We start from the raw sequence: 13,863 nt of genomic DNA, 5'->3' as shown, positions 1-13,863 counted from the left end.
ACTTGGATTTGAAACGCCTGCAAAATTGATGCAGGATCACTTGGCGGCTAAAGCCGCCTAAACGTTATGCACTTCAGATTTGAATCCGCGATTCAAATATAACGTGGTTTATTTTAATTACATTACTTTCCCTTTTGTCATTGCTATACCGTAAAACATATGGAATTGATTTAGCTAAAACTAACAATGAGATCTAATTTAGAGGCAAAAACTAAAAAACTGTCTTAATTTTTTATAATAATTAAGTAAATAACAAGAATAGGGATAAGCTAAAAAGGGAATTCATGGACTATACATTTTATACTGCATTTGCCGAAAAAATCTCGCCCAGATTGTATCAAAACCGCATTTTACCTTATTTTAAATCAGAGCAGTTTGATAAGGATAAAAGTTTCTGGTTTGATTGTTTTGGTATAAATGTAGTTAGACGATACTTTGTTAATGAAAGGGCTAGAGCTGAAAGCTTTGAAAAATCAAGCCTAGCAGATAAATCTAAATATCTAGTTGTTGGACGGCGTTTGAATGCGAGGAAAAGGCTAGATATATTTTTTTATACTCTCCCGTTTATTATTTCTTTTTTAATGTTATTTATAGTTGTATTTGGCAGTGATGAGTTTTTTGGAATGCCGACTTGGCTAGGCTTAATAATATTTATGTTTTGGAATGCTATCGTATGCAACTTTAGTTCATTTTATTATTATAGACTTAGTTCAAAAAATGAGGATTTGGTTTATTTAGATAGGTTGAATAATACAATCAACTTTACAGAACAGACAAACAATGAGCCTCCTTTTAAAGATGAGTTTGCTAATGCTGCATTCCCCGTAGGTGAATTTTCACTCAACGTACGTTTTTTAACAAAAACTCAAGGAGTCGGTAAAATAGCAAGCCTAGTACTTATTCATGAAAATATTGATCAATACAATGACGTACCTTGGGTACATATTCATGCGTTAAGTGAATATCATGGCACCGTTGATGATGTAATTAAGCAATGGGCAAGGTATCAGCGTTATTTAGATTTAACTTTACCATTACCCGACTCGCCAGATTTGGAACTCTATAGAAAAAACGATCAATCTACTAGAGAGTTTGATATAAAAAATAAACGACCAGAGCGGTTTTGGTGTGACTTTTCATACGATCAACAAAGAGATATTGAAAGAGAGCTGATTAATAACCGGTTTTATGATGAGCAGTATAAATTATCCCAAAAAATGCTTGATATATACGATCTAGTTTGTCCTTGGCTTCAATTTACCGCTAAACAGCGGAATAAAAGAATGGATGTATCTGCTTTAATAGGGAATATATTGGTTTCAATACGGCAGTTATTGATAGGGGTATAGCTATGTGGATATTAATTATAACTGTTTTTTTGTTTGTTATTATTATTTTAGTCAATATTGGAAATGAAAATACTTTTAGAGAAAATTTAAAAAAACCATGCTTAATAAAAGTAAATAATACAGAGCTTGATATCTGTATTAATCAAAATCTTGTTAGAGAAGGGTTGAATTTTTTAATTATTAATTTAATGGATATCACTGAAGATAAAGAAGTTAGCTTTATTCTTACAAAAAATGAGTCGTTGCGACATGGTGATTCATATAGAGTTTGCAAATATGTGAATATTGAACCAATTGCTGAACTTGAGTCTGAGGTTACCCATATATCAGTCCTTAAAATACCAATAGGTGATCTGTTACCATCTCAAGGTGGAACAAGAAAAATTAACTTTAACATCAACTTTTATCGAGGCTACCCTGGCGAAAGTAAATCGCTATTTCTAACCGATATTAATTCAAGTTATATATATAACTATCACCTTGAATATAACTTTCAACGGCCGGGTTATGCCGATACTGATCCGGAGTTACTGAAGAGTATTAATGAAGAAGTAGCAGAGTATTTAGTTCTCTGCAGAAAAAAAACACACCCATTTTAGTTTTGCATTTACCAGATCAAATGAAAGTAGCGCATTCGTAAAACATAAATTATCAGTCTTAAATGCAAATTTAGTAACACAGTTTTCTTGTTTAGTAAGAGGACCTAGGTTTATTGTTAATTCGGAAACTCTTTCAAAGTGGTGCGCGGATTAAATGTCAGATAGGGCATAGATAATAAAGGAAATAGAATATGCTTGAGCAATATGCTGACACAGCTTACAGAGGTAAGCAAAACCCAAAATTCAGGAATGGAATAGCGACTGATGAGCGTGACTCTATGTATTGCCGTTACCAAAGTAAGCAAGCGTTATTTCCTAGAGGTGATGTGTTTGGGCACTGCTTTGATAACTCTCAAAGATTAGAATATAAATTGAATATAAGTGGTGCAGCAAACCAGCATCGAAGTATTCTTAGTCAAAATGAGAGCCGATTGGAATTACCTTTGGCTTCTAACCCTGTAAGTCTCATAGACACTTTAACTTTCGCTTGGGGGATATTCCACATATCAATACTGTTTCTTTTGCTAGCTTTTCCTATTACTAGTTTTTTGCTTGGAGATATTGCTGAAGCATTTGATAGTTACACTGTGTTGTTATCTGTTTGGTGTTTTTCAAAAATTTCAAACTGGGTAATATGGCCATATTTTAGATCTAATTTTAAATTAGCAGTTATTTTCGAACGTAAAACAGGTGTAGTTAAAGTACCCAAAAGCGATGCAAAGAGCTTTGCTTATTTAAGCTTTGAAGAATTTAATGCTCATTACAAAGCTACACATAATCCCAAAAGTGGATTTCCACATAGAGGGCTTACGCTTCTTCATTATAAAGAAGATCAGCGTTATGATGTTGCTTACAACAATGAGATAGCTTGCAGTTTTCAACATTGGGAATTATTACAAAACTTTATGGATGTTACTCAGCCATTAGCAGACATCCCACAATTTGAATATTACCGAGAGTTTGATAAAACCACTGCTGAATTTGATAAAGCCAATGGTCGCCCTAAGTACTTTTGGTATCGCGTTGATAAGTCATTTTTAAAGAAAATGAATCAAGCTGATGATGAGCTTAGAAAAGAATTTAATGATGAAGAGCAGCTTGATAACTTATTGGCGGGAAAACCTATTAAAAAGCTAACACCGCCAGATATTTTTAAATTTCCATGGAAATACACAGATAACATTAAGCCCGAGAGTGAAATTAAGTTTGGGAAAACCTTGTGGCAAAAATTCACTTCATTTTTGATGGTTGATTTGTAAACTGTGGAAAACATATTAAAAACAGCTTTCTATTTTCCATGAAGAACCAGGATTTCAAATCGGTTAACTAACAGTAGTTCTTTAACAATCATAAATAAACTAGACATAAATAAACTAGACATCCATCCTAAATTTGCGCTTTTTTAATTTAGTGACTAAATTTTAGCAAGTACAATAAATAGGCAGGTGGCTTGTGGCTATTGCAAGAAAGCGTCAAGTAAGTTTGGTTGATACGAAATATTATCATTGTATTTCACGGTGTGTTCGACGTGCCTTTCTGTGTGGTGAAGACCACTTTACAGGTAAGTCTTACGAACATCGACGAGGCTGGGTTGAAGATAAGCTACTTGAATTAGCGAAGGTATTTTGTATTGATGTGTGTGCTTATGCCGTAATGAGTAATCATACACATTTAGTACTGTATGTTGATGATAAAAAAGCCAATAGACTGAATGACAAAGCCATTGTTATTCGTTGGCATAAGCTTTATAAAGGTACATTGATTACACAAAAATACATCCAGGGCGAAAAGCTAAGCAAAATAGAACTCATATTTTTTAATCAAACAGTACAGCAATACCGAGAAAGGTTATCCAGCATAAGTTGGTTTATGCGGTTATTAAATGAAAGCATTGCTCGCAGAGCAAATAAAGAAGATAACTGTACAGGTAGATTTTGGGAAGGACGTTTTACGTCACAAGCATTACTAGATGAAGCATCCCTTGCCGCCTGTATGGCGTATGTCGATTTAAACCCAATTAGAGCTAAAATGGCTAACACTCCAGAAGAGTCAGACCATACCAGCGCTCAAGTACGCTTAACATACGCAAAAGAGGGTAAACAACCAAAAAAACTGCTCCGCTTTGCAGGCATGTCACGTCAAATCATGCCAAAAGGACTCCCGTTTGAGCTTAAATCGTACCTTGAACTTGTTGAATTAACAGGACGTTGTATACGAGAAGATAAGCGAGGGTATATTGAAAGTACACATTTGCCTTTACTAGAAAGAGTGAATATATCGCCAGAAAACTGGTTAAAACTCACAACCCAATTTACACGTGTATTTCATGGTGCAGTTGGGAGACCATCCTCACAAGCCGGTTACTGTGAAAATTTAAACAGAAAACGGCGAGCGAACATCAGTAACTGCCAAAAACTACTCGCATAAACTTAAACTGCTCAGTCAAACTATTTAATAATAAATCACAACTGCATCATGCAGTTATTTTCGTGCATGTAATTTAGGTTTAACAGCGGTAATGTTTTATTTAATGAATTAAATAAAAGAAATAGATAAGGAAAGGTAAGTTTTTAACCTAAAAAGTAGATTTTATGGCACAGTTTAGCTTGAACAATTAGAGTGGCTGTCTAGTTTAATTATTAGCCCCTCTAAAAGATTTAACGGCAGACTTGCTTCGCTCAAGCGTAGTGTATGACCAAGACGCGCAAAAGCTTAAGCAAATCGACAGCAATGACCTAGGACAGCACATAATCTTAAAAGTGTTAGGTACACACCCTGAGGATACCAGTGACCGTTCAAATTTATTGAAACTACATAAGTTACTATTCCCTGATGAAACCAGTAGTAAGCCAAATTTGACTGAATATAAGTGTTTTCGAGATAAAAAAGATCCTAAAAATGTTGATTTTTCTATTGATGAATTTAAGTCTTTGGAGAATCAAGATGATCAACTTGATGGTTATATAGAAGGCGATTTAACGCAAGTATTTAGGCGTAGCAGCCAAGCTATATGGGGCTTTTTTAATATTATTATGGAAGTACCATCTGCCACTTATTCTATGTCTCAAGGTGGCGGAACAATTAAAGATGTGTTTACTGCTCGTAGAAAAAAACAATCTACCCTTCAGCAAGAAAGTAATGAGGTAAAGCAACAAATATCAAACTTAAAAGAACAGATAAAAAATAAACAAAACGAAATTAAAAGTTCTGAAAAAACACGCAATGAGCTAATTCAAGAAGCGCGTAACCAAGGTATTGATAGCGATGATATCACCGAGCAATTAAACAGGCAGCTTAAACAAAGAAACAAAGAATTAGATCATTACAAAACATTACTTAAACAAGCAAAAACAAAAAGTAGTGTCACCCGTGCGCATTTATCAACGCTAAAAAGTGTGGGTTTAGACATGCTTAATAGTGAGGCACGTATTAAGTCAGTTGCGATGTCGTATAACCCCTATCAAAAAATAATGCATCTCGCGCATATGGTTTCTGATGGTTTACTCGTTGAGATTGATATTGATGTTAATGACTACTATGAAGGTAACTTACCTGATTCAGTCGTCCCGCTTAATTTTGACAGCCGTTCTAAGCGTGCCGAACAACGAATTTTAGAATTTAATAAAATAACCGAAGGTATTGACGAAGCACTGAGCCAGGGTAGTTACCCAGGCAATGGCGGAACGCGGCCCATTGTTAAACTTAAAGTTAACGATAAAGTAACCATACCCGCTCGTTTAGATCTTATTACTAGCTTAGATGGCTCTTTAAATGAACTTGAAGCCATGGTCACTAAGCAATACTACCAATCAGACAACGCCAAGAACAAAGTGATACAAAAAATGGTAGTGCTAGATAAGGATAAGTTGGCAGCACTAGAAGAAAGCTTTGATGAACTTAGTGATGATTTAAGAGAAGATGAAGCTAGGCTGGGGAAAACAAATTGGGATTTAACTGGGTATAAAGATCATAATAAATCCCTCAAAAAATACGCGCAAACAGCATTGGGTAAGCAGCAAACGGGTAAAGTTGGCTCAGCCAGTATTGGTGTTTTGCCTTTTGTTTCAGGGCTAGAAGTCATTAACTTTTATACCGTTATAACTGGTGATGGCGTTAGTGCGATAGATAAAGCATCAGCGTTTGCTGATTTAGTTGATATAATGGTGAATATAGGTAAAGACCTTATTGAGCGTCGTTATGGTATGCCAAGCTCTGGTCAGTTGATTTTATATGCTGACAATAAAGTGCCAGCTAGCGAGCTTAGTAAAAAAATACTAAGAGGAAGGCTCAGTGTTTTATCAGCAAAAGTAGCCCTATTTTACACTGCAAACTTTTTTACATTAGTAGCTGGTGCTATTAGTACGTATGTGGCTGTAAGAGATGCCGTTAATGAATATAACAAGGGTAATGTGGATCTTGCCACGGCTAATTCTGTTATGGCTTTAGGCTTTTTAAGCATGACCGCAGCGTCGGGCATTGCCATTGTCACTAAAGGGGCATCTGCATTGATCGCCGTATTTGGGATAGCAGGCTTAGTGATAATTCTAATTGCGGCAGGGCTTATTTATTACTTTAGCGAATCAGAGGTTGAGGCATGGCTACATGCAAGCCCATGGGGTAAGGCTGCTTTTATTAACGATGGTTCAATAAGTGTGCGAGCCGAACAATGGAGAAATCGCCCTGATTTAGCACTACTCGATATATATAACGCACTTTATAAGCCTTATACAAAAGTAATCGCGAATGAACATTCCAAAACAGTCTCAATGGGGTTAACAGCTCCCGTAGCAGCAGTGAAAGAAGGTGTCGATACAAAAGTTAGCTGGCGAATGCTTCCACCTGATAAGGGAATGCTAAATTATTATGCGGCATCATTATTAACAGATTATGACTCTAGACTGGCAAGATACACTAAGCATAAGCACTTTAGTCAAATCCCTTTAGACTCGGTTATTTTTCTTAAAAGTATATGGACTTTGCAGCCAGCTCGAACAGGTTGGCAAGCTGAAATAAATAACCACGTTTTATTGGCCGCGCTCGGGTTAGAATCAGGCGACCAAATAGAGCTTAAATTAGAGGCAACAGTTTATCCAAATGGCAAAGGCCAGCCGACTATTCAAGGTTTTAATAGTACCTATGGCTTACCAATCGAGTATTACAAAGCGGGTGAAAAACCTGGAGCATTATCTTGGGGTGATGACCGCAGGTACAGTCACCGCATTGGTCAAGTAATCAGCCAAGCAGTAATTAATTTATAAGAAGTAGATCGTGTAAAGGAGTAACTATGAACATAGATGATAAAAGATTAGAGGAAGAAAGAATATTCAATGAGCGAGCTGATCGCCTCATTGCTGAAGAGGAAGACGGTTTAACTCACGAAGAAAGAAAAAAAATAATAAGAGAAAACCGTATTAACGCAATTAAACAGTGGTGCGCTGAAAATCCTGGTCGAGACCCCGCTAGAGCAAAAGATAAAACCATAAAGCAACTGGCTTTGGATGAAAAAGCGGTGGTGCGAAGAGAAGAGTTTAGAAAAAATAACCCCGAGAAAGTGGCTGAAATACGAAAGCGAACTAGAAACGAAAGAAGATACCGTGATAATAGAGCAACCTACGAAGAGCAACTGCCAAGAGACTACTTACATAAAGACAGCTATGAAACGCGATTAAAAAAAGCCGAAGCACTCAATGGTTGCAGGTTCAAAACTCGCACGTTTAAAAGTAAGCGTTTTACTGATGAATATGCGGCAGAGCTTGAATCCCCAGATAGTGGGTCAACACTTGAGGGACATTGGGTTCGCACCGATGGGCAACAACTTGCTATTTCATGGTTTGGGGGGTGGTCGAATTTATTTACTATTCTTGGCTTTGGTTGTACGAGCCTCGCATTACTCGTATTTGGTTTCCATATTCTTGCTCTTATCATGGACGGGTTTGAATATTTCTGGGTGATGGCTTCAATCTATGTGATGCTCTTTGGTTTAGGAGTGTTTACGTTAAAACACCGAGCTATTTTATCGCACCGAGATAAGTTTTACTTTAATCGCCATACTGGGCTTGTAAAAACTCCGCATACATTATTTAGAAAACCGTTTTACTTACCTTACGAAGATATTGTTTGCTATGGTGCAAATGAGCTTAATGTCGGCTCAGCCCGTGGTGGTTCACGTGTATTTGTGTCACTCATGGTGCCGTTAAAATACCCTAAACATTATCGCTTCACCAAGCCTACTTTTTATGTGGGTGGTTTTAATCGTGAATGGGATTCGCTGCAATATGCCACAGCCATGACCTTTATGGATACATCAATCCCACTTGGCACGCATTTATATCAATCGATAGAGCATTACTTCAAAATCGATAAAGATATAACGGAAAAACACGCTTTTCCTGAGGAGCTAAAACCTTATTTAGACCCGGATGACTGCCAAGTAAATAGACATGAAGTATGGTGATGTAAAAAACAGCGGTTAGTGTGAATCGCTGTTTTGCCTTATGCAAAAATCAACTTTAAAAACACAATTAGAGTGGCTGTCTAGTTTAATTATGAATTTGATGATAATAGCCTTAGCCTAAATGCTGCAGTTTATGAGTTTGAAATTGAATCACCTAGTATCAGTGTGTTTGATGTTGAAATAAAATCAACACTTATATACAACGAAAATTTAACCTTACCTATAGATTTTGATGCGTTTGAAAAGCCAATTAAGAATGCTTCACCTGATTTAGCAATCGCATAAGGAATCTGATGCAAAATAATGACTACCTAGCCGTTGATATTATGTCTAAAAAAACGCGGTTTAATTGTTTTTTTTACCCTGAGAGATTAAATAGTCTTAAGGCTAAGTTTAAAGGCTTGTGTTACTTGTATGACTTACCTTCTAAAAAACAGAAGGCAATACAAAAGCACCCAGAACGATATAAAATAGAAATGTGTGGAAATAGTCCAGCTAGAGCTGTACTTTTTGGTCCTATAATTATAGGGGCTGTTTTGAGTCTTGTGACTTTAATAAGTGTTTTATCTCTACCTATTTACGAAGAGGGTGAAAAATTTCAATGGTGGATACCTATACTTACTTTTTCTTGGAATTTGTTTTTTCTTAATTTACTGCCACTAACAGACAGTTACATCCCCAAAAAACAAATATACTTTGATAGACAAAAGCAGCTAGTAGGCTTTACTTATCCAATCTCAGGTTGCGAAGCGCGTGATGAGCAGGGTAATTGTTGTTTTAAGTGGGCTGATATTGTATGCCATTTAGATATGGTTGCAACACGCCCAGGTGTAATGGGGTTTGTACCCTATATAAGTCATGTTGATGAGGATAAATACCCTGACACTAAAATTGTTGTGCAAGTGCCAGATAACTCAAATAACCCAATGAACTGTTATTTATATTGGGAGCGTGTAGTGCGTTTTATGGACAACAGCCAACCACTTCCTGATGTACCTGAGTATGAAAACTACCGCCACCTTGATGAACCCACCGCTGAATTTGACAAAAAAATGACAGACCTAATAAATTTTGGAGCGACTTTTCACTTGCTCAACAAGCCGAAATTTGGCAAACGTTTAATAAAGAGGCTGCTCATTTTAATTGGCTCAGAGCGACACCTAACGAAGAAATAATTAAGCCTTGGCTGCATTTTAAAGGTGCGCCTGAGCGTATCGAAAAACTAACCTGGAAATACAAAGCAAAGCGTTTAGCGCTACAGCTGTTTATGGGAATACCTTAAGTGTTTATAAAAGCCGCTTTATAACTTAAAGGAAGTTTGAGCTTGAGCTATACATAGTTTGAGTTTGTTAAAGGAGTATATGCTTAATTATAAGTACTTAGGCGGCTCGCAGTCTAAAAAATAATCTTCAATTAATTCTACGAAGAATGTTAAACGGTTTGTGTATTTTAGTTAATTGACAATATGACATCTTATATTTATTACTTCTATTACTTCTAATACTTTAAGGTCAGCTTACCTCGCTTATAGCAATGTATAAATATTTAGACTTTATTATTGTAGTTATTTTTAATATCGCCAGTAAATCAGCTAAATCTATATAGGCATAATCCTAAGAATAGCGATTTAAAATATGTTACAAGTTGGCTTTTGTTGTTAGGCTAAAAATACAAATACAAGAGGGATTTTTATGATCAAGACAAGAACAGCAGGCGTGACGTTAACACTTATTCTATTTTTATTAATACCAATGCAAGGATATGCAGATATGTTTGGCTTTTTTAACAAGCAAGACGTTACGTTGTCGTTGTCTATTAAAGGCAGATTATTAAGCAATGGTGAGCCTCAACAAGGCGTTACAGTGACAAGAGAGCTAATTTATGGCGATACTTATGTTGATGAAGCTATAAGTGACAGTAATGGTTACTTCTATTTTAATAATAAAAAAATACGCAGTTCAAAGCCTTCAAACATGTTTTTTAATAGCTCTTTAATGCAAAGTATTCATATAAAAAATAAAAATACTGATGATTCAGTTTTATGGGTTCTAAATACTCTTTTTACAGAGCATCAAGGCTTATTTGCTGATAACTTAAGTAATTTAGAGTGCGAGCTTACTGAAGAGCCAATAACATACGATATACCGATTAAAAACACAGGACATTTTTTTACCGTATATACTCGCTGTAAGTTATAAGTTTATGTAGTGAGATTTAATAAAGTCACCAATTTATTATTGATGACTTTATTAAATTAATTAACGTTTAAGTTGCGCTTCTTTTTGATTTAGCAGACGAATAATAGGGTTTTGCTCTAATATTTTACTTTTTAAAATATAACCAATAATTAATCCAGCTATAAAGCCACCAATATGCGCACCATAATCAATGCCATCGGGGCCTGTTACTGCACCAAAAATGTTAAATCCTAACCAAATAGCGAAGAACCATACCGCAGAAAGTTTCTTCTGATAAATTATAAACATAAAAGTAAGGCTTGCGTGTCTGAACCACATTAAATACATGCCAAATAAACCGGCTATAGCGCCACTTGCACCCACGCCTGGAATTGTAGACATTGGGCTTACAATGTAGCTTGCAAACGATGCGAGTAGTCCACAGGCTAAATACCATAACAAAAAGCGTTTATGGCCTAAAACATCTTCTAGGTTATCGCCAACGATGTATAAAAAGTACATATTGCCGACTAAATGCATTATAGAGCCATGTAAAAATACGCAAGTTAATACAGTCCATAGCTCATTACCTTTGCTTAAATCTGCAGGTGTCATGGCAAAGTTATCAATGACATAGCTGAATGAGCTCGGGTTTAAAAAATAAAGTGCAAAAATCAATGTATTTAAAACAATAAGACCGCGAGTTACCCAAGGAGTCTTTTGTGGCTTAATATTATATTCAACAGGCATTTGCGTTAAAAATTGAAACAAGTAGGTTTTCCAACTCACTTTTTGATTTAGCTCGCCTAAACTCACCTTTATTTCAGGGCTTTTTTCAACACTTTCAAGTTCGTCTTTATCAATCCAGGTGCCATCGCAGTGTCTACAAACATCAATTTCGGTATGAAAAGCTTCCAGTAAGTGAAAACGTTCTAAACTTTTTTTACAATCAGGGCAGTCAAGCTCAGAAACGCCTAATGGCTCACCAAAGTGAGTTTCAAATTTATCACCTTCTGGGCCGTCATTTATCTCGGAAATCATGCGATTCACTTCATTTTTTTCGAACCATAAGCCACCACATTCACGGCAAATATCTATTTCTTCACCCTGATAATTGGTTACTTCTAGTGGATGATCTTTACAATGTGGACAGCTTTTAGTTGGCATTTGTAAGTTCCTTTAACGAACCAACAGAAATATCATTCTGCTGTAATTCCATTTTTAATTGTTTAGCGCTATTTTTTAATGCAGGGAGTGTTTGAGTTTTAATTAAATTAGTAATCTCTTTTAATTCTTCAGCTGCTTGTCTAGCGGAAATCCTTTTATTAGCTACAGCGTCTATTAAAAATTTAGCTCTTGAGTAAAATCGACGTATTTGCGTTAGTAATTCACTTGGGGTTTCGAGTGTAGTTGGAGAGTACTGCATCGTTTGCCAAATGTACTTTTCGAGTGTTGGTTTAAAATACTCAATTTCTTTTATTGATGGGCTTTTTGCAAGTAAATTAGCATACTCTTCCATACTGTTTGCATTATCAGCAACTTCGTCAAATAAGGAGGTGCGCAAATAGTAGTTATCTTCCATTTTACTAAATGAGTCAAATTTAAGCGCTTGTTCTAAGCCGCTTTGAGCAGCTAAATACACGCCGAATATAGTAGAAATAACCATAAAAAATTGATTTAGCCAAAAACCAGTACTTTTTAGTTCTTTGTGATCGACCGTTTTAAGGGCTTGCGAAAATTTTTGAGTAACTACAGGTGGTTTTGTATTGTTTTCAGGGGTGTGATTAGTTGGTTCCAACAGTTTGTTCCTTGAATATTTACTTCCTTTTTAGGCGCACAAGAATACTTAAAAATTAACCAGTTAGCAATGCTCCTACCCACATTGAATATACTTTTTACATATATTAAAGAAACCATTCGAGTATAGCCCTTCCCCTAAATTTTAAATTGTTTTTTAAATCATCTAGCGATCCAACTAAACAAGAAACTTCATGACTCTATATTAATGAATAGAGAGTTTTTGTAGTACCTGAGGCTATTTTGTTAGCAAAGTAACGTATTACCAATAAACGGACTAAAAAAACCTTCTTTAATAACTCAATAATGAGGCGTAGTTAGCCTTTATATTTAAGGCGTTGTTGACCCAACGCCTAAGAGGGGTATTTATTTTGTTATACAAAAGTGGAGAACTTTTTATACAGGCAAAGACTATGTATTTAAAAGCACAGCGCCGCTTTTATTTTCGCCTAAATGATCATCTTTATTGTAAATTGGGCAACTTTTAAGTGATAAGCAACCACATCCTATACAACCGTCTACTTTGTCGCGCAGGCGTTGCATATGCGCAATTCGCTCATCAAGTTGCGCTTGCCAATGTTTTGAAAGTGCTGACCAGTCTTGTTTTGTTGGTGTGCGGTTGTCGGGTAGGGTCGCTAAGGTGTTTTTAATCTCATCGAGCGTAATTCCCATCGCTTGAGCTGCTTTTATTACAGCTACACGGCGTAATACATCAGGTTTATAACGTCGCTGATTACCATTATTTCGCCAGCTCTTAATTAAAAACTTAGTTTCGTAAAAGTGAAGAGTAGATACTTTTACACCACTTCTTTTTGCTACATAGCCAACGGTTAGGTTAGCTTCGGTTAATTTTTTTTGTCCTAGTGGCATAATTTTAATCCTTCAGTTGACCTCAATATAACTTGAGGTTTTAAGCTTCTACCACATTAAAAAAGGAGCTAACTAAATGCAACAAAAACTTGAGCGTAATACTGTTATTATTTATTCAAGCGCACGAAAAAACGGCAATACCACAGCCCATGTTAATAGCTTTGCCGAGCAAAATGATGTGCGCGTAATTTGTCTGGATGATTATAAAATTGCGCCGTATTGTTATGACAAAAACTATAAAAATAATGACTTTTACGCGCTATTTGAAGCAGTTTTAAAGTACGACCATTGGGTGTTCGCGTCTCCTGTTTATTGGTATAACACTACGGTACAAATGAAGTCATTTATAGATAGGATCACAGATTACATGGATGATGAAACCTTGAAGCCGAAGTTACGGGCTTTACGTAATAAAGATTTTTCGTTGTTATCAAACGCATCATCGCTTGAAGCGCCTGATATTTTTGTAGAAATGTTTAAACGAACATTTAGCTATTTAGGTATGCAGTTTATTAACCACCATCATAAAAACACTCAATCGGCAGCATGATAAGCTGCCCTTTTTTCTTTGCTTCTGTTAGTTTTATAAATAGGTTTACTTATTTAAAACACAGGAT

13 protein-coding genes are annotated in these 13,863 nt (G+C 35.9%); 9 read left to right on the top strand and 4 right to left on the bottom strand.

Annotated elements, in window-relative coordinates; all coding sequences use genetic code 11:
• The first annotated feature begins 284 nt into the window (after positions 1 to 284).
• The 6 genes from I6E85_RS17955 to I6E85_RS17930 all read left to right on the top strand — a co-directional run bounded on the left by I6E85_RS17955 (position 285) and on the right by I6E85_RS17930 (position 8,402).
• A complete protein-coding gene (locus tag I6E85_RS17955; RefSeq protein ID WP_024592007.1) occupies positions 285 to 1,349 on the top strand; it encodes a hypothetical protein in 1,065 nt (354 codons plus the stop codon).
• Between the two features lie 2 nt (positions 1,350 to 1,351).
• Positions 1,352 to 1,948: a hypothetical protein gene (locus I6E85_RS17950; protein WP_024592006.1), complete on the top strand. Its 597-nt coding sequence runs from the start codon at positions 1,352 to 1,354 to the stop codon at positions 1,946 to 1,948.
• 191 nt (positions 1,949 to 2,139) lie between these two features.
• Positions 2,140 to 3,207 carry a hypothetical protein gene (locus I6E85_RS17945; RefSeq protein WP_024592005.1) on the top strand — a complete coding sequence of 356 codons (1,068 nt, stop codon included), beginning with the start codon at positions 2,140 to 2,142 and terminating at the stop codon, positions 3,205 to 3,207.
• Between the two features lie 193 nt (positions 3,208 to 3,400).
• On the top strand, positions 3,401 to 4,375 hold the full coding sequence (locus I6E85_RS17940; protein ID WP_197237208.1) for a transposase: 975 nt from the start codon (positions 3,401 to 3,403) through the stop codon (positions 4,373 to 4,375).
• Positions 4,376 to 4,617: 242 nt separating this feature from the next.
• Positions 4,618 to 7,206: a hypothetical protein gene (locus I6E85_RS17935; protein ID WP_197237207.1), complete on the top strand. Its 2,589-nt coding sequence runs from the start codon at positions 4,618 to 4,620 to the stop codon at positions 7,204 to 7,206.
• Between the two features lie 26 nt (positions 7,207 to 7,232).
• On the top strand, positions 7,233 to 8,402 hold the full coding sequence (locus I6E85_RS17930; protein WP_231621089.1) for a hypothetical protein: 1,170 nt from the start codon (positions 7,233 to 7,235) through the stop codon (positions 8,400 to 8,402).
• Positions 8,403 to 8,533: 131 nt separating this feature from the next.
• Here I6E85_RS17930 and I6E85_RS17925 read toward each other — a convergent pair whose 3' ends face one another.
• Positions 8,534 to 8,701 (bottom strand): hypothetical protein, encoded by a 168-nt coding sequence (locus tag I6E85_RS17925; protein ID WP_197237206.1) that lies wholly within the window; start codon positions 8,699 to 8,701, stop codon positions 8,534 to 8,536.
• Between I6E85_RS17925 and I6E85_RS17920 the strand changes: the two genes are divergently transcribed.
• On the top strand, positions 8,696 to 9,577 hold the full coding sequence (locus I6E85_RS17920) for a hypothetical protein (protein ID WP_231621088.1): 882 nt from the start codon (positions 8,696 to 8,698) through the stop codon (positions 9,575 to 9,577). The genes I6E85_RS17925 and I6E85_RS17920 overlap by 6 nt on opposite strands.
• Positions 9,578 to 10,093: 516 nt before the next feature.
• The gene (locus I6E85_RS17915) at positions 10,094 to 10,600 is read left to right on the top strand and encodes a DUF6795 domain-containing protein (protein WP_024592003.1); all 507 of its coding nucleotides are present in this window, start codon (positions 10,094 to 10,096) and stop codon (positions 10,598 to 10,600) included.
• 60 nt (positions 10,601 to 10,660) lie between these two features.
• On the opposite strand, the gene I6E85_RS17910 is transcribed toward I6E85_RS17915, so the two are convergent.
• The 3 genes from I6E85_RS17910 to soxR form a co-directional block, all read right to left on the bottom strand.
• Entirely contained in the window at positions 10,661 to 11,746 is a 1,086-nt protein-coding gene (locus tag I6E85_RS17910; RefSeq protein WP_007584430.1) for a rhomboid family intramembrane serine protease, read from the bottom strand.
• A complete protein-coding gene (locus I6E85_RS17905; RefSeq protein ID WP_007584429.1) occupies positions 11,736 to 12,377 on the bottom strand; it encodes a hypothetical protein in 642 nt (213 codons plus the stop codon). The genes I6E85_RS17910 and I6E85_RS17905 overlap by 11 nt, the downstream gene beginning before the upstream one ends.
• Positions 12,378 to 12,787: 410 nt before the next feature.
• Positions 12,788 to 13,246 carry a redox-sensitive transcriptional activator SoxR gene (soxR, locus tag I6E85_RS17900; RefSeq protein ID WP_024607319.1) on the bottom strand — a complete coding sequence of 153 codons (459 nt, stop codon included), beginning with the start codon at positions 13,244 to 13,246 and terminating at the stop codon, positions 12,788 to 12,790.
• Positions 13,247 to 13,322: 76 nt separating this feature from the next.
• Between soxR and I6E85_RS17895 the strand changes: the two genes are divergently transcribed.
• On the top strand, positions 13,323 to 13,796 hold the full coding sequence (locus tag I6E85_RS17895) for a flavodoxin family protein (RefSeq protein ID WP_197237205.1): 474 nt from the start codon (positions 13,323 to 13,325) through the stop codon (positions 13,794 to 13,796).
• The last annotated feature ends 67 nt before the right edge of the window (positions 13,797 to 13,863 follow it).

Source organism: Pseudoalteromonas sp. NZS71, assembly GCF_015864715.1.
Lineage (GTDB): Bacteria > Pseudomonadota > Gammaproteobacteria > Enterobacterales > Alteromonadaceae > Pseudoalteromonas > Pseudoalteromonas arctica.
The sequence above is the reverse complement of the archived record's forward strand: the minus strand, read 5'-3'. Positions and strand labels throughout refer to the sequence as shown.